General features: G+C 69.7%; 16 protein-coding genes and 1 pseudogene. 7 read left to right on the plus strand and 10 right to left on the minus strand.

Annotated elements, in window-relative coordinates:
* The 7 genes and pseudogenes from Q5716_RS14005 to Q5716_RS14035 all read right to left on the minus strand — a co-directional run.
* Positions 1–101, minus strand: a pseudogene (locus tag Q5716_RS14005) (phosphate ABC transporter ATP-binding protein); the annotation flags it as partial.
* Positions 102–131: 30 nt separating this feature from the next.
* Complete coding sequence (gene pstA / locus Q5716_RS14010; protein WP_305003773.1) at positions 132–1,208, minus strand: phosphate ABC transporter permease PstA; 1,077 nt, start codon at positions 1,206–1,208, stop codon at positions 132–134.
* Positions 1,208–2,146, minus strand: coding sequence for a phosphate ABC transporter permease subunit PstC (gene pstC, locus Q5716_RS14015; RefSeq protein ID WP_305003774.1), 939 nt, complete (start codon positions 2,144–2,146; stop codon positions 1,208–1,210). The genes pstA and pstC overlap by 1 nt, the downstream gene beginning before the upstream one ends.
* A gap of 105 nt (positions 2,147–2,251) precedes the next feature.
* Entirely contained in the window at positions 2,252–3,340 is a 1,089-nt protein-coding gene (locus tag Q5716_RS14020; protein WP_305003775.1) for a phosphate ABC transporter substrate-binding protein PstS, read from the minus strand.
* Positions 3,341–3,491: 151 nt separating this feature from the next.
* Entirely contained in the window at positions 3,492–4,418 is a 927-nt protein-coding gene (locus Q5716_RS14025; protein WP_305003776.1) for an NUDIX hydrolase, read from the minus strand.
* Entirely contained in the window at positions 4,415–6,592 is a 2,178-nt protein-coding gene (locus tag Q5716_RS14030; RefSeq protein ID WP_305003777.1) for an RNA degradosome polyphosphate kinase, read from the minus strand. Before Q5716_RS14030 ends, Q5716_RS14025 begins: the two co-directional genes overlap by 4 nt.
* Positions 6,593–6,645: 53 nt before the next feature.
* Positions 6,646–7,341: a response regulator transcription factor gene (locus tag Q5716_RS14035; protein WP_305003778.1), complete on the minus strand. Its 696-nt coding sequence runs from the start codon at positions 7,339–7,341 to the stop codon at positions 6,646–6,648.
* A gap of 50 nt (positions 7,342–7,391) precedes the next feature.
* On the opposite strand from Q5716_RS14035, the gene Q5716_RS14040 reads away from it, so the two are divergent.
* The 4 genes from Q5716_RS14040 (at position 7,392) to Q5716_RS14055 (ending at position 10,578) form a co-directional block, all read left to right on the plus strand.
* Positions 7,392–7,649 (plus strand): hypothetical protein, encoded by a 258-nt coding sequence (locus tag Q5716_RS14040; protein WP_305003779.1) that lies wholly within the window; start codon positions 7,392–7,394, stop codon positions 7,647–7,649.
* Positions 7,650–7,805: 156 nt separating this feature from the next.
* The gene (locus Q5716_RS14045) at positions 7,806–8,402 is read left to right on the plus strand and encodes a heme-binding beta-barrel domain-containing protein (RefSeq protein WP_305003780.1); all 597 of its coding nucleotides are present in this window, start codon (positions 7,806–7,808) and stop codon (positions 8,400–8,402) included.
* On the plus strand, positions 8,392–9,462 hold the full coding sequence (gene ygfZ, locus Q5716_RS14050; protein WP_305003781.1) for a CAF17-like 4Fe-4S cluster assembly/insertion protein YgfZ: 1,071 nt from the start codon (positions 8,392–8,394) through the stop codon (positions 9,460–9,462). The genes Q5716_RS14045 and ygfZ overlap by 11 nt, the downstream gene beginning before the upstream one ends.
* Positions 9,463–9,465: 3 nt before the next feature.
* Positions 9,466–10,578 carry an FUSC family protein gene (locus Q5716_RS14055; protein ID WP_305003782.1) on the plus strand — a complete coding sequence of 371 codons (1,113 nt, stop codon included), beginning with the start codon at positions 9,466–9,468 and terminating at the stop codon, positions 10,576–10,578.
* Here Q5716_RS14055 and Q5716_RS14060 read toward each other — a convergent pair.
* Positions 10,575–12,023: an MFS transporter gene (locus Q5716_RS14060; protein WP_305003783.1), complete on the minus strand. Its 1,449-nt coding sequence runs from the start codon at positions 12,021–12,023 to the stop codon at positions 10,575–10,577. The genes Q5716_RS14055 and Q5716_RS14060 overlap by 4 nt on opposite strands.
* Before the next feature lie 134 nt (positions 12,024–12,157).
* On the opposite strand from Q5716_RS14060, the gene Q5716_RS14065 reads away from it, so the two are divergent.
* On the plus strand, positions 12,158–12,715 hold the full coding sequence (locus Q5716_RS14065) for a TetR/AcrR family transcriptional regulator (protein WP_305003784.1): 558 nt from the start codon (positions 12,158–12,160) through the stop codon (positions 12,713–12,715).
* A 25-nt stretch (positions 12,716–12,740) separates the two neighbouring features.
* Here Q5716_RS14065 and Q5716_RS14070 read toward each other — a convergent pair whose 3' ends face one another.
* Positions 12,741–13,505, minus strand: a complete 765-nt coding sequence (locus tag Q5716_RS14070) for a methyltransferase domain-containing protein (protein WP_305003785.1) — start codon at positions 13,503–13,505, stop codon at positions 12,741–12,743.
* A gap of 63 nt (positions 13,506–13,568) precedes the next feature.
* Here Q5716_RS14070 and Q5716_RS14075 point away from each other — a divergent pair, with 63 nt between their 5' ends.
* Both Q5716_RS14075 and Q5716_RS14080 read left to right on the plus strand, forming a co-directional pair.
* Positions 13,569–14,036 carry a mannitol dehydrogenase family protein gene (locus Q5716_RS14075; protein ID WP_305003786.1) on the plus strand — a complete coding sequence of 156 codons (468 nt, stop codon included), beginning with the start codon at positions 13,569–13,571 and terminating at the stop codon, positions 14,034–14,036.
* Between the two features lie 50 nt (positions 14,037–14,086).
* Positions 14,087–14,830, plus strand: coding sequence for a phosphoglyceromutase (locus Q5716_RS14080; RefSeq protein ID WP_305003787.1), 744 nt, complete (start codon positions 14,087–14,089; stop codon positions 14,828–14,830).
* 100 nt (positions 14,831–14,930) lie between these two features.
* On the opposite strand, the gene Q5716_RS14085 is transcribed toward Q5716_RS14080, so the two are convergent.
* Positions 14,931–15,203, minus strand: coding sequence for a hypothetical protein (locus tag Q5716_RS14085; protein ID WP_305003788.1), 273 nt, complete (start codon positions 15,201–15,203; stop codon positions 14,931–14,933).
* Positions 15,204–15,240 lie beyond the last annotated feature (37 nt).

Here is a 15,240-nt window from a genome sequence, read left to right on the forward strand (position 1 = left end):
GCCGTCACGGTGCGCGGCTCGATCGTCAGGGAGACATCCTCCACCGCCTTGAACTTGCCGTAGAAGACATTCAGGTCATTGACCTCGATGCGCTTGGACACGTGGGTTTCCTGTTCTGTGGATGACGGCGGCTAGCGGCCGAGCTTGGGGGAGAAGATGCGGGCGATGAGGCGCGCGATGAGGTTGAGCGCCATGACGATGAGGATGAGCGTGAGCGCGCCAGCCCACGCCCGGTCGAGGTAGGCCTGCACGTCGCTGCCGGGGTTGGCGTACTGGGTGTAGACGAAGACGGGGATCGTCATCATCCGGTCGCTGAAGAGGTCGTAGTTCATCGAGGCGGTGAAGCCGGAGATGATGAGAAGGGGCGCGGTCTCGCCGATGACGCGGGCGATGGCGAGCGTGACGCCGGTCGCGATGCCGGCGATCGAGGTGGGGATGACGACCTTGAGAATGGTGAGCCACTTCGGCACGCCGAGCGCGTAGGAGGCCTCCCGCAGCTCGTTCGGGACGATCTTGAGCATCTCCTCGGAAGACCGCACGACGACGGGGATCATGAGCAGGGAGAGGGCGACGGAGCCGCCGAAGCCGAAGCGGATGCCGGGGTCCTGGAGCACGAGGGCGAAGAACGCGAACGCGAAGAGGCCGGCGACGATCGAGGGGATGCCGGTCATGACGTCGACGAAGAACGTGATCGCCCGCGCGAGCGGACCGCGCCCGTACTCGACGAGGTAGATCGCGGTGAGCAGGCCCACGGGCACGGAGATGAGCGTCGCCATCCCGGTGATGAGCAGCGTGCCGGTAATCGCGTGCAGCGCTCCACCGCCCTCCCCGACGACGTTGCGCATCGAGCTCGTGAAGAACTGCAGGTCGAAGCGGTGGAGTCCCTCCGACAGCACGGTGAAGATGAGGGAGATGAGGGGCAGGAGCGCGATGATGAACGCGGTCGCGACGAGCGAGGTTACGAGCCGGTTCTTGGCCTGCCGGGCCCCCTCCACGAGGTAGGCGATCACGAAGATCGCCACATCGAAGAGCACGGTGCCGAGGAAGATCGCGAGCGCGATGTTGAAGTCGCCCCCGCCGCCCGCCGACATGAGGGCGAAGACGGCGCTCATGACCACCCAGCTGCCCGCGAGCAGCGCCCACGGCGCCCATTTGGGGAGGCGCCCGGTGGTGAGCGTGTTGACGATTGCCGGCTGGGTCGCGGTCATCAGTTTGCTCCGGAGAAGGCCTTGCGGCGGTTGATGACGATGCGCGCGATCGAGTTGATCACGAGCGTGATGAGGAACAGGATGAGGCCGGTCGCGATGAGCGCGTTGACGCCGACGCCGTGCGCCTCGGGGAAGTTGAGGGCGATGTTGCCGGCAATGGTCGACGGGTTCTGCGAGCCGGTCAGCACGAACGTGATGAGCGCGGCCGGCGAGAGCACCATCGCGACGACCATCGTCTCGCCGAGCGCACGGCCGAGACCGAGCATGGCTGCGGAGATGATGCCGGGGCGTCCGAACGGGATGACCGCCATCTGGATCATCTCCCAGCGGGTGGCGCCGAGGGCGAGGGCCGCCTCCTGGTGGAGCACGGGCGTCTGGAGGAAGATCTCGCGGCACAGCGCCGTGATGATGGGGATGATCATGACCGCGAGCACGATCGCGACCGTGAGGATCGTGCGGCCCGTGCCCGACACCGGCGGAGTGAAGAGCGGAATCCAGCCGAGGTTCTCGGTGAGCCAGGTGTAGAGCGGCGTGACGGCCGGCGCGAGCACCTTGATGCCCCACAACCCGAACACGACCGACGGGACGGCGGCGAGCAGGTCGATGACGTAGCCGAGGCCCTGGGCGACGCGACGCGGCGCGTAGTGGGAGATGAAGAGCGCGATGCCGAGCGAGACCGGGAGGGCCATGAGGAGCGCGAGGAATGCGGCCCAGACCGTGCCGAAGGCGAGCGGGGCGACGTAGGCCCAGAAGCTGGAGGGGGAGCCCTTGAGCTCGGCCGGGTCGACGAGGAGGGCCGGGATGCTCTGAGCGATGAGGAACACCGCGACGGCGGCGAGGGCGGCGAGGATGAGCGAGCCTGCGACGACGGTCGAGGTGGCGAAGATGCGGTCGGCGGGGCGCTGCTTGGCGCGGACCGACGGGGCTGCTGTCGTCATTCCTGTCTTCCTGCGGCGTGCGGTGGGGGTCGAGGTGGTCTGTCATGTCTGTCGGGCTGCGAACCGGGCGGGGAGCCCGGCCGCAGCCCGACAGATCACAGGGTGCTACTCGGCGACGATCGCCTCGAGCGCGGTGGCGACGCGGGCCGAGAGGTCCGCGGACAGCGGCGCAGCACCGGCAGCGGACGCCGCCTCGGCCTGGCCGGCCTCGCTCGTGATGTAGGAGATGTAGCCCTTGACGAGCGGCGCGACCTCGGCGTCCTGGAACTCGACGCACGTGACGATGTAGCTCACGAGCACGAGCGGGTAGTGCGTCGGGTCGGTCGTGGTGCGGTCGAGCTTGATCGCGAGGTCGGTCTCACCGTTGTTGGTGTCACCGGCGGGCGACTCGTCGACGACGGCCGCGGCCGCCTCCGGCGTGTACTTCACGAACTCGTCGCCGACCTTGATGGCGGCGGTACCGAGGTCTCCGGCCTTCGACGCGTCGGCGTAGCCGATCGTGTTCGTGCCGTTGGTGACCGCGTCAACGACGCCCGAGGTGCCCTGGGCGGCCTCGCCGGTCGCGTAGGGGAACGGGTCGGCCGGCTCGGCGTCCCACACCTCGGGGGCGACCTTGTAGAGGTAGTCCGCGAAGTTCTTCGTGGTGCCCGAGTCGTCCGAGCGGTGCACGGCGGTGATGGGGGCCGACGGGAGGGTCGCGTCGGGGTTGAGCGCGACGATCGCCGCGTCATCCCACGTCGTGATCTCGCCCTTGAAGATCTTGGCGAGGGTCACGGCGTCGAGGTTGAGCTCGTCGACGCCCTCGATGTTGAAGATGACCGCGATCGGGGAGATGTAGGCGGGGACCTGGATGTAGCCGGTGTCGGGAACGCACGCCGCGAAGCCGCCGTCGATCTCCTCCTGCTTGAGGGCGGAGTCGGTGCCGGCGAAGCTCACGCCGCCCGCGATGAAGGCCTCACGACCGGCGCCGGAGCCCGACGGGTCGTAGTTGATGGTCAGGTCGGGGTTCTCGGTCTGGAACGCGGCGATCCACGCCTCCTGAGCCGAACCCTGCGACGACGCGCCCGCGCCGTCGATCGTGCCGGACAGGCCGGCGGCGGGGGTCTCTCCACCCTCGTTGGCAGCGCACGAGGCGAGGAGGATGGTTCCTGCGACAGCAATGGCACCGATGGTGCCAATTCGCTTCAGGTTCACAGTTTTCCCTTCGGGGAGTTAGATACAGGACTGGGCCGGTGCGACCCACTGCCTGAACCTAAGAAGAACGGTTAACCACCGTTGTCCCGAAAGGTGAACGACGAGTAAACGCGGCACGAACAGTGCGCGCGACTCCCCGCAATCGCCTCGATCAGCCGGGGCTGTGCGACTCGACGGCGACGAGCTTGCGCTTCGCGCGAGAGACGTGGAGCACCGAGAAGTCGCCCGTCGAGGGCATCGCCGCCGTGCGCAGGGCGGCACTCGGGGCGGCCCCGGTGAGGTGGGCGATCTCGCTGACGATGTGCGGGATGACCGGGCCGTGGCTGCACAGAACGACCGAGTCCTTGCGCTTCAGCCGCTTCGCCACCACCTCCGGCACGCTCGACTGCCCGAACTCGTAGGCGTCCTGGCTGATCGCCGCGGTCTGCTTGATGGGCATCCCGGTGAGCTCGCTGAGCGGCGTCACGGTGGCGACGCAGCGCGCGGCCGAGCTCGAGATGATCTTCTCGGGGGCGAACGCGGCGATCGACGGGGCGATGGCGGCGGCCTGATCGGTGCCGCGGTGCATGAGGGGCCGCGTCGAGTCGGGCCCGTCCCACGTGCCAGGGGGCACTGCCTTGCCGTGGCGCGCGACGACGATCGCGAACGTCCGCGCCGTGCCGGCCTTGAGTCGCGCTCTCAGCGCCTCGATCATCTCGACGTCGTGCTCGTAGCTGACCTTCTTCACAGCCTTGTCGAGGGGCAGCCACTCCAGGGCGGCGATCTCGTCGTTCGCGCGGAACCTCGCCAGTTCGAGCGCGTGGTCATCCACCTCGGCCGACCAGTAGTACACGACCTTGGGCCGGCCGTTCGGCAGGGTGTAGTGCACCTCTCCGAGCGGTGCGCCGAGCGCGACGCTCAACCCGGTCTCCTCCTGCAGCTCGCGCACCGCGGTCTGCGGCAGGAGCTCGCCGGGGTCGACTTTGCCCTTGGGGAGCGAGACATCCTTGTGCTGGGTGCGGTGCACGAGCAGCACTCGGGCCTGCTTGCCGATGAGGCGCCAGCAGACCACTCCCGCCGCGACGACGGGGTCCGTCACCGCAGAGCAGCCGTCCGCTTGCGTGATGCGATTCGCGTCATGAGGACATTCTGCATGTCCTGCAGCGGTGCGCCCGACTCCGAGCGCGCGTGACGGCTCCATTCGCCGGAATCGTCCAGCCACCACGAGGAGGTCTCGTCGGACATCGCGAGGTCGAAGATCTGCTCCAACTCGGCCAAGTGGTCGGGGTCGGTGATGCGGACGAGCGCCTCGACGCGGCGGTCGAGGTTGCGGTGCATCATGTCCGAGCTGCCGATGTAGACGAGGGGGTCGCCGTCGTTGTGGAACGAGAAGATGCGGGCGTGCTCGAGGTAGCGGCCGAGGATGCTGCGCACCCGGATGTTCTCGCTGAGCCCGGGCTGCCCGGGCTTGATGCCGCAGATCCCGCGCACCACGAGGTCGACCGGCACGCCAGCACCGCTCGCGCGGTAGAGCGCGTCGATGATCGCCTCGTCGACGATCGAGTTGACCTTGATGCGGATGCCCGACGGCCGACCCGCCTTGGCGTTGTCGATCTCGCCCTGGATCGCTTTGAGAAGTCCCTTGCGCAAGTGGAGAGGGGCGACGAGGAGGCGCTTGAACTTCTTCTCGATCGCGTAGCCGGAGAGCTCGTTGAACAGTCGGGTGAGGTCCTTGCCGACGGTGTCACTCGCGGTGAGGAGACCGAGGTCCTCGTAGATGCGGCTCGTCTTCGGGTTGTAGTTGCCCGTGCCGATGTGGCTGTAGTGCCGAAGCACGCCGCCCTCCTGGCGCACGACGAGGGCGAGCTTGCAGTGCGTCTTGAGCCCGACGAGCCCGTAGACGACGTGCACTCCCGCCTTCTCGAGCTTGCGGGCCCACGAGATGTTCGCCGTCTCGTCGAAGCGCGCCTTGATCTCGACGAGCGCGAGCACGGCCTTGCCCGCCTCCGCGGCGTCGATGAGCGCCTCTACGATCGGGCTGTCGCCGCTCGTGCGGTACAGCGTCTGCTTGATGGCGAGCACGTTCGGGTCGGCGGCCGCCTGCTCGAGGAAGGCCTGCACGCTCGTCGAGAACGACTCGTACGGGTGGTGGAGCAGGATGTCCTGCTTCGCGATCGACGCGAAGATGTCGGGAGCCGAGTTGGAGTCCTTCGGCAGCAGGCTCACGGCGGTCGTCGGGATGGCCCGCGGATACTTGAGGGCGGGCCGGTCGATCCGCGTCAGCTGGAACAGGCCGCCGAGGTCGAGGGGAGCGGGGAGGCGGTAGACCTCCTGCTCAGTGATGCCCAGCTCGCGAACCAGCAGGTCGAGGGTGACCGGGTCCATGTCGTCCGTGATCTCGAGGCGGATCGGCGGGCCGAAGCGGCGGTTGAGCAGTTGCTTCTCGAGCGCCTGCAGGAGGTTCTCGTTCGGGTCCTCCTCGACCTCGACGTCTTCGTTGCGGGTCACGCGGAACTCGTGGTGAGCGATGATCTCCATGCCTGGGAAGAGCTCCTCGAGGTGGTTGGAGATGAGGTCCTCGAGCGGGATGTAGCGCATCTGGCCGCTCTCGTCGTCGGGTAGCTCCACGAATCGCGGGAGGTTCGTGGGCACCTTGAGGCGGGCGAACTCCTCCTTGCCCGTCTTCGGGTTGCGCACGCGCACGCTCAGGTTGAGCGAGAGGCCCGAGATGTAGGGGAACGGGTGCGCGGGGTCCACCGCGAGCGGCATGAGCACCGGGAAGATCTGGCTGGAGAAGATCTCGTCGATCCTCGAGCGGTCCGACTCCGCGAGATCCGCCCACGTCTCGATGTGGATGCCCGCCTCGTCGAGTGCGGGCTTGACCTGCTCGCGGTAGGCGCGCGCGTGCCGCTCCTGCAGCTCGTGGGCCTTCGCGCTCACGTCGGCGAGCACGTCAGCGGGGGCGCGCCCCGTGTTCGTCGGCACGGCGATACCCGTCTCGATGCGGCGCTTGAGGCCGGCGACGCGCACCATGAAGAACTCGTCCAGGTTGCTCGAGAAGATCGCGAGGAAGTTGGCCCGCTCGAGGAGCGGCAGCTGGTCGTCCTCGGCGAGCTCGAGCACGCGCTGGTTGAACGCGAGCCAGCTCAGCTCCCGGTCGAGGTAGCGATCGACGGGCAGCGTGCCGTCGTCGACGCTCGACGACTCGTCGAGGTCGTACTCGTCCAACGAGTCGGTCGCGGCGGTCGCGTCGCCGAGGGGGGAGCTGTCCATGCGCCCATCCTGCCACCGCCGCGTGAACTGCGGGTTAAGTGCAACCGGGACGGCTAGGGAGCGGTCTGCGCCGAACCGACGCGCTCGGCATCCTCGTCGTAGACGTTGAAGCGGTAGCCCACGTTGCGCACCGTTCCGATGAGCGACTCGAGGTCGCCGAGCTTGGCGCGCAACCGACGCACGTGCACGTCGACCGTGCGAGTACCGCCGAAGTAGTCGTAGCCCCACACCTCGCTGAGCAGCTGCTCGCGGGTGAACACGCGGGAGGGGTGGGTCGCGAGGAAGCGCAACAGCTCGAACTCCTTGAACGTGAGGTCGAGGGGGCGGCCGTGCACTTTCGCCGAGTAAGACGCCTCGTCGATGACAACCCCGGATGCCTGGATCTTGTTGCTCGACGAGTCCTGGGCCTGCCGTCCGAGCGCCAGGCGGATGCGTGCATCCGCCTCCGCCGGACCGGCCGTCGCGAGGATGACATCGTCGACGCCCCAGTCCGCCGACACGGCGGTGAGGCCGCCCTCGGTGAGGATGAGGATGAGCGGCACCGTCACGCCCGTGGTGTTGAGGATCTTGCACAGCGACTTCGCGCTCGCCAGATCCTGCCGGGCGTCCACGAAGATGAGATCGCACGTCGGCGCGGAGATGAGCGAAGCAGGGGATGCCGGAATCTGCTTCGTCGAGTGGCTGAGGAGCCCCAGTGCCGGGAAGACTTCGCTGTCCACCGCAGAGGTGAGTATCAACAGCTGCGCCAATAGTCCTCCAGAGTGCGTGGGGTTAGTCTACGTCCCCGTACAATCGCACTGTGACGTGGCAATTGCTCAGCGTGCTGCCGGTGTGGGTACTCAGCCTCGCCGCGGCGGTTCTGATCGGCGTCGCATCTGCTCCCGAGCAGCGCATCACCTGGGTGGGGATCGCCTTCGCAGCGTCGATCGTCGCGACCTTCGTCATCCAGCTGGCCATCCAGCGCAAAGAGGGCTTCGTCGTGCGCACCATGGCCGGCATCGGCGGGTCGCTCGTGATCCTGGCGGCAACAACCGCGGTTTTTACCGTCCTCCTGTAGCCGGGTGCTCGGACGGGGGAGAGTAGGCTAGAAGCATGCTTCTCGCTCTTGAGCTGTTCTTCGTCGGCCTCCTCGGCCTGGCAGTGCTCGCGATCGGCTACGTGTCGGTCGTGGTGCTGTACAACCTCTTCCGCGGCCAGCGCTGAGGCGCGGCTCGTGATCGAGCTCGGCGCCGACCTCCCGGCCGAACTGGCACCCCTCTCGTGGCTGATCGGCGTGTGGGAGGGCACGGGCGTCGTGCACTACAACCGTGGTGAGACCACAGACACCCTCGAGTTCGGCCACCGGGTGAGCTTCTCCCACGACGGGCTCCCGTACCTCAACTACACCTCTTCGACGTGGCTGCTCACCGAGGACAGCGCCCCGCACGTCTCCGAGCTCGGCTATTGGCGGTTGAGCCGGCCGCTCGGCCCCGGGGATCCGGGACCCGGGATGCTCGCGGGCGTCGGCGCCCGCCCCTTCACCTCGGCCGCCGCCGTGGAGACGCTGCGCAACGCCGAGGACGGCTTCGACCTCGAGGTCTCGATCCTGCACCCGGACGGCGTGAGCGAACTGTACCTCGGCCAGGTCAAGGGCCCGCGCATCGACCTCGCGACCGACGCCGTCGTGCGCACCGCGGGCGCCAAGGACTATGCGGCGGCCACGCGGCTGTACGGTCTCGTCGACGGGCACCTCCTGTGGGCGTGGGACATCGCCGCCCTCGGACTACCGCTCACGTCTCACGCATCGGGGAGGCTCGCCCGTGTCGACTGAGTTCGAGGCCGCGGGAGCCCACTTCGGCAACCCGCTCGTCGAGCAGCGCTCGCTCGCCGCGGGCGAGGCCGTCGTCGAGCTTCCCGACCGCTCCGTCGTCACCGTCACGGGCCCCGACCGCCTCTCGTGGCTGGACTCGCTGACGTCCCAGTCCATCGCGAGCCTTCAGCCCGGGGAGTCGGCCGAGACCCTGCTGCTCGACCCGACCGGCCGGCTCGAGCACGCGATGCGCGTCGTGGACGACGGGGAGACCACCTGGCTCCTCGTGGACGGGCCCGAGGGCGCGCCGCTCGCCGCCTGGCTCGACCGCATGCGCTTCATGCTCCGAGTCGAGGTCGCCGACCGCTCGGCGGAGTTCCTGACGGTGGGGGCCTTCGAGGGATCCGCCGCCGTTGAGCTCACGGAGCGGTTCGCCTCCGCACCGAACGGAGTGCCCCTCGTCTGGGCCGACCCGTGGCGCGAAGTCGTCGTCGGGGGCCACCAGTACTCGACGGCGACGGAGCATCCGGCCGCCGACTGGACGTACCGCGAGGTCCTCGTCGCCCGCGGCACGGATCTTTCCTCCTTGCCTCACGCCGGCACCCTCGCGCTCGAGGCGCTGCGGGTTGCGGCGTGGCGGCCGCGGCTCTCGACCGAGGTCGACGAGCGGAGCATCCCGCACGAGCTCGACTGGCTCCGCAGCGCCGTGCACCTCAGCAAGGGCTGCTACCGCGGCCAGGAGACGATCGCCAAGGTGCACAACCTCGGGCACCCGCCGCGCCGGCTCGTGCTTCTGCACCTCGACGGCTCCGAGAGCCCGGTGCCGCCGCCCGCGGGGTCGCCCGTGCTGCTCGATGGGGCCGAGGTCGGTCGCGTCACCAGCCCCGCTCTGCACGCCGAGCTCGGCCCGATCGCGCTTGCCGTGGTGAAGCGCTCGGTGGACCCCGCTGCCGCGCTCGTGGTCGGGGGAGAGGTGCCGGTCGCCGCGTCGCAGGAGGTCATCGTCCCGACCGACGCGGGTGCCGAGGCGAACGTGCCCCGCCTGCCCAAGCTCGGCCGAGTGGCCCGACCCGCGAGCTAGGCCGTGGCGGACTCCGCGCCCCTGCGCCGGCTCGCACGCCGCGTTCACGTGCGCGCCCTCGTCTCGACGGGGTGGCGCCGGATGCTGGACTCCCTGCCTGCGGCGCTGCAGATCGTTCTCGCCGCCGTCGCCGCCTACGCCATCGCCCACTGGGGGCTCGGCCATGCCGCCCCCCTCATCGCCGTGACGGTGACGATCACGACGCTCGGCCTCAACCGCGACGCGCGACCGCGCAAAGTTCTCGAGACCTCGATCGGCATCACGGTCGGCATCGCGCTCAGCGAGGTCGTCGTGCTCGTCGTGGGCAAGGGCTGGTGGCAGCTCGCCGTCGTGCTCTTCGCCACCCTCGCCGTGACGCGAGCGCTCTCCGCCAATCCCGCCTTCGCGATCGCCGCGGCGGTGCAGTCGAGCCTCGTGGTGCTCCTGCCCGATCCGGTCGGCGGCCCCTTCACCCGCTCGCTCGACGGCCTCGTGGCCGGGGCGGTCGCCCTCGCCGCGACGGCGCTCATCCCGCGGGATCCGCGCACGGCGGCGGCGCGGGATGCGCGGGTGCTGTTCTCGGTGTTCCGGGAGAGTATCGAGGGCCTGGCCGAGGGGGTGGCGAGAGCCGATCATCCCGCGACGGAGCTCGCCCTCGAGCGGCTGAGGCGCACCCAGTCGATGGTCGACGCGTGGACCTCGGCGCTCGACACCGCGCAGTCGATCGCCCGGATCTCGCCGTGGCTGCAGCGGCAACGGCCGGAGCTCGAGATGCAGGCGCGAGTCCTCCACGCCGCCGACCTCACGTCTCGGCACCTGCGCTCGATCGCCCGCCGCGTCACCGTGCTCGTCGAGGACGGGCACGAGCGCCCCGAGCTCGCCGGGCTCATCTCGGAGCTCGGCACGGGCATCCGGCTCCTCGGTCAGCAGGTGGAGGACCGCGAGCTCACCGGTGCGGCCCGCAGCGTCTTCGAGGATCTCGCGACGCGCCTCGACCCCGCCGTCATCGTTCCCGGCGGGGCGCTGCGCGAGGCGGTCGTCGTCGTGCTGATGCGGCCCCTCGTCGTCGACCTGCTCGTGGCGACCGGAATGGCCGCCGACGACGCGCGAGCGCTGCTGCCCCCGGTGGCGGACTAGGCCGCGACCGGCACCGGCGTCTCGATCCCGGACGTGTCGTCGGCGGGGCGCCGACCGCGGCGGTAGGCGAGGATGCTGCCCACCACCGTCACGACGATCGCGCCGCTCCCGATGATCGCGACAGTCAGGAACCCGGTCTCGTAGCCCTGCTCGGTGGGGATGCCCGCCGCCCCGACCGCGGACCCGGTGACGATGGCGGTCATGATCGCGACGCCGACGGAACTGCCGATCGTGCGGAGGTTCGCGTTCATGCCGCTCGCGACGCCGGTCTCGGTCGCAGGAACCGACTGCACGACGACACTCGTGATCGCGGAGTACACGATGCCGAGGCCGAAGCCGAAGACGGCGGCCTCGATCGCGACGAGCCACACCGTCGAGTGGATGAACGCGAGACCGAGGGTCGAGACGACGATGAGGCCCATCGACCATGAGATCTGGGCGCGGAAGCCGAGCACCCGGCCGATCGGCCCGACGAGGAACCCGGCGATGCCCATGGTTGCGAGCATCGGCAGCATGAGCAGTCCCGACTGCGCGACCGTGAGGCCGAGCCCGTAGCCCGACGCGGCGGGCTCCTGCACGAATCGCGGGTAGTACGCGAACACCGCGAACATGACGGCGCCGATGAGCACGGCGGCGGCGTTCATGGGCCAGATCGCGGGGCTCAGCATGGTGCGCATGTCGACGAGCGGCTCACGGGAGCGCCATTCGACGATCGCCCACGCCACGATCAGCGCCGCCGCGAGGGCGAAGAGCCCGACAACGAGCGGCGACCCCCAGCCCCACGTCGATCCTGAGCTCAACGGGAGCAGGAGCGCGACGAGCCATCCCGACAGCAGCAGGGCGGCGACGACGTTGAGGCGACCCGGCGCGCGGTCGGCCGACTCGGGGACGAGGAAGCGCACGAGGGCGGCGCCGGGGATGCTCAGGAGCAGCGGCACGACGAAGACCGCGCGCCAGCCGAACGCGGTGGAGATGGGACCGGCGAGGACGGCCCCCACTCCGCCGCCCACGGCGATGACGGCGGACATCCCGCCGATCGCCGACGGAACGCGGTCGCGGGGGAACGCCTCCCGAAGCAGCCCGAAGGCGAGCGGGAACATCGCCCCTCCGGCGCCCTGGATGACGCGCGCGACGATGAGCACCCCGAGCGTGGGGGCGAGTGCGGCGAGGATGCTGCCGACGACCACACCCGCGATCGAGAACAGGAATACCCGTCGGCGACCGACCATGTCGCCCACACGGCCGAGGAGCGGGGTCGCGACGGCGGCGGCGATGAGCCACGCGGTGACGGTCCAGGTGACGCCGGATGTGTCAGTGCCGAGATCCTCCTGGATGAGCGGGAGGGCGGGCACGACGAGGTTCTGGAGGGTGGTGAATCCGGCGACGCTCAAGGCGAGGGCCGCGAAGGTGCGACGCGGGGTCGCGGGGGCGGGGGTGACGGTCATGGGGTCCTTACCGAACGGAAGACACCTCGGGTGGAGGGTCGTATGATGGAGCAGACCCTTTCGGAGGGTCCCTCCGCTTAGTACCGTACCGGAGGGAGCCTCCGTTTCGCAACCCGCAGGACGGAGGCACCGCCGTGACGACCATCGATGACGTGGTCCGCCGCCCCCAGCGCGCCGACGCCCGCCGCAACTTCGATGCCCTGCTCGCTGCCGCGCGCGACGTGTTCGCCCAGGACGGTGCCCAGGGGTCCCTCGAGGAGATCGCCCGACGGGCGGGAGTCGGCATCGGGACCCTCTACCGCAACTTCGCCACCCGCGAGGACCTCCTCGAAGCGGTCTACGTCGGCGAGATCCAAGCGCTCGTGCGGGTGGCGGAGTCAGTGGAGTCCGCCGAACCCTGGTCGGCGCTCGAGACCTGGTTGCTGCGCTTCACCGAGTATCTGCGCACCAAGCGCGCCCTCGTCGAAGGACTCAACCGCGACTCCGAGGTGATGGCCGTCTGCCGCGCCACGATGTACTCCGCGGGCCGGCCCATCCTCGACCGGGCACAAGCTGCCGGGGTCGCGCGGGCCGACATCTCCATCGAGGACGCGGTGCGGATGCTCGCCGGGGTCTCGGGCGCGGCGTTCGACAGCCCCGAGCAGCGGGCCCGCGTCCTGAGCATCGCGATCGACGCTCTACGAGCGCGCTAGCCGCGCCTCCCCACGCCTCGGGCGGCTACGCCGGCGCGACCGAGGCCCACGCGACCGTGAGCTCGCCCAGTCGCCAGCGTGAGCGGCCGCCCGTTACGGGCCATCCCGCATCCTTCATCGACTGCGCGACCGCGACCCAGCGCTGCGCGGGGGAGTAGACGCCGAGGCCCGCGTGCGTCGCCCACTGCCGGTCGAGGTCGCGGAGGAAATCGTGGATGCGCTCGCCGGGCACATTCCGGTGGATCAGGGCCTTGGGCAGTCGCTCCGCGACAACGCTCGGCCTCTCGAGCGACGGCAGGTGCAGCGAGATGCTGAAGCTCTGGGGGCCGTCGGCCGTGACATCCACCCAGCTCGCCACCCGGCCGACCTCGTTGCACGTGCCCTCGACGAGCACGCCGCCGGGCTCCAGCCTCTCGACCATGAGCCGCCACGCTCCCGCGACCTCGCTCTCGTCGTACTGCCGCAGCACGTTGAGCGCGCGGATGACGGTGGGTCGGTCGCCCGGGACCTCGAAGCCGCCGAGCCGGAAACTGACACCCGGGCGCTCGAAGGGCTTCGCGATCGCGACGCGCGCGGGGTCGATCTCGATGCCGACGACCCGAACCTCAGGACGGACGCGACTGAGCCGTTGATGAAGTTCGAGCGTGGTCGTCGCGGACGCCCCGTACCCGAGGTCGACGACGAGCGGATGCTCGGCCCGTCGTAGCGCGGGCAGCTGCGCGATCCACCGGTCGATGCGGCGGAGCCGGTTGGTTCCGGTGGTTCCGCGGGTGACCTGGCCGATGGGCATACCACTAGTGTGCCCTGTGGACAATGCCGGGCGCCGTCCGAGCCCACCGCCTAATCTCGCCTGGTGACAGAGTTTCGACGAACCGCGGGGGTGAGGTGGGGCGCCGCCCCGCGGGTCGTCCGCGTCCGGCTGGAGGGCGCTCCCGGTGCCACCGTCTTGACCGTCGACGATCGTCCGGTTGCCGACGACTCGGCCGCAGCAGTGAACCGTCTCGCGGATCGGCGGGTGCGCACGGTCGAGCTCTCCCTCGCCAACGCTGGCTACCACGCCGATCCGGAGTCGCGCAGGCTGCTCCTCGATGCCGAGGTCTGGGACGATCTCGACACGCCGCGATCGCCGCGGACGGCCCTCGGCCTCGTCGTGGAGGCGCTCGCCGTGCGACGCGCACAGGGGCTCGAGCCCTTCGCGATCGTCTCGGGCGACGAAGCGGGCGATCTCACTCGTCGCGTCGTCGTGCAGTTCGCTGCGCTGCGCAGCCCCGAGCTGGGCGAGTGGGTCTCCGCCGCCGTCCCGTTCCCCGAGGTCTTCTGACCCGGCGGGCGGAGGCGCCCGTTCCCCGAGCGGTCGCTACGCTAGAGGCCATGACCTTCACGCTCATCCTCCTCCGTCACGGCAACTCCGACTGGAACCAGAAGAACCTCTTCACCGGCTGGGTGGATGTGCGACTGAGCGACCAGGGTGTCGCGGAGGCGAAGCGCGCCGGCGAGTTGCTCGCCGAGTCCGGTCTGAAGCCCGACGTGCTGTACACGAGCGTGTTGACCCGCGCGATCCAGACGGCGAACCTCGCGCTCGAGGTCGCCGATCGGCTGTGGATCCCGGTCAAGCGCAGCTGGCGGCTCAACGAGCGCCACTACGGTGCGCTTCAGGGTCTCGACAAGGCCGAGACGCTGGAGAAGTACGGTCCCGAGCTCTTCCAGACCTGGCGCCGCAGCTTCGACACCCCGCCGCCGCCGCTCGACGACGACGCCGAGTACTCGCAGGTGCACGACGAGCGGTACCAGGGCATCGACGGCGAGATCCCCCGCACCGAGAGCCTCAAGATCGTGATCGACCGGATGCTTCCCTACTGGTTCTCCGACATCACTGTCGACCTCGCCGCAGGCAAGACGGTGCTCGTCACGGCGCACGGCAATTCCCTCCGCGCCCTCGTCAAGCACCTCGACGGCATCTCGGACGAGGATATCGCCGAGCTCAACATCCCCACGGGCATCCCGCTCGTCTACGAGCTCGACAACAACTTCATTCCCACCGGCCCGGCTCGCTACCTCGACCCCGAGGCGGCGGCTGCGGGGGCCGCGGCCGTGGCGGCGCAGGGCAAGAAGTAGTCGAGTTCCCGCGCCGAGTGGCGAGTTCCGCCCCTTCCTGCCTTCACTGAAGGCTCGCTAAGGGGCGCAACTCGCCACTCGGCGAATCAGGGGTGTCGAGCTACCGCTCCACGTCCCCGTCGAGCTCGTCGTTCTCCAGGACCGTTTCCGCGCCGCCGAGCTCGTCGCCGCCCTGGATGAGGCTGTCGCCGGCGAGGTCGGGGGAGAGGAGGGTGTCCTCGCTGCCCTCGCCCGCCGCATCCCCGATCGCGGTGTCCGGCGGGGTGGGGTCCTCGGGTGGCGAGACGGACTCTCCGCCGCCGCCCACGGGGCTCTCCTCGTCGATCGGAAGACCGGTGTCCGGGTCGATTGGGGTGCTGTTCGTGTCGCTCATAGCCCCAGTCGACGCCGGGCGACGGGCATCCGCAAGG

It is taken from the genome of Antiquaquibacter soli (assembly GCF_030580675.1).
Taxonomy (GTDB): domain Bacteria; phylum Actinomycetota; class Actinomycetes; order Actinomycetales; family Microbacteriaceae; genus Rhodoglobus; species Rhodoglobus soli.

Bases quoted from the DNA above. Each gene is read 5' to 3' on its own strand.
- pstA (WP_305003773.1), bottom strand. From the start codon at position 1,208: ATGACCGCGACCCAGCCGGCAATCGTCAACACGCTCACCACCGGGCGC.
- pstC (WP_305003774.1), bottom strand. From the start codon at position 2,146: ATGACGACAGCAGCCCCGTCGGTCCGCGCCAAGCAGCGCCCCGCCGAC.
- Q5716_RS14030 (WP_305003777.1), bottom strand. From the start codon at position 6,592: ATGGACAGCTCCCCCCTCGGCGACGCGACCGCCGCGACCGACTCGTTG.
- Q5716_RS14060 (WP_305003783.1), bottom strand. From the start codon at position 12,023: ATGACCGTCACCCCCGCCCCCGCGACCCCGCGTCGCACCTTCGCGGCC.
- Q5716_RS14070 (WP_305003785.1), bottom strand. From the start codon at position 13,505: ATGCCCATCGGCCAGGTCACCCGCGGAACCACCGGAACCAACCGGCTC.
- Q5716_RS14080 (WP_305003787.1), top strand. From the start codon at position 14,087: ATGACCTTCACGCTCATCCTCCTCCGTCACGGCAACTCCGACTGGAAC.
- Q5716_RS14085 (WP_305003788.1), bottom strand. From the start codon at position 15,203: ATGAGCGACACGAACAGCACCCCAATCGACCCGGACACCGGTCTTCCG.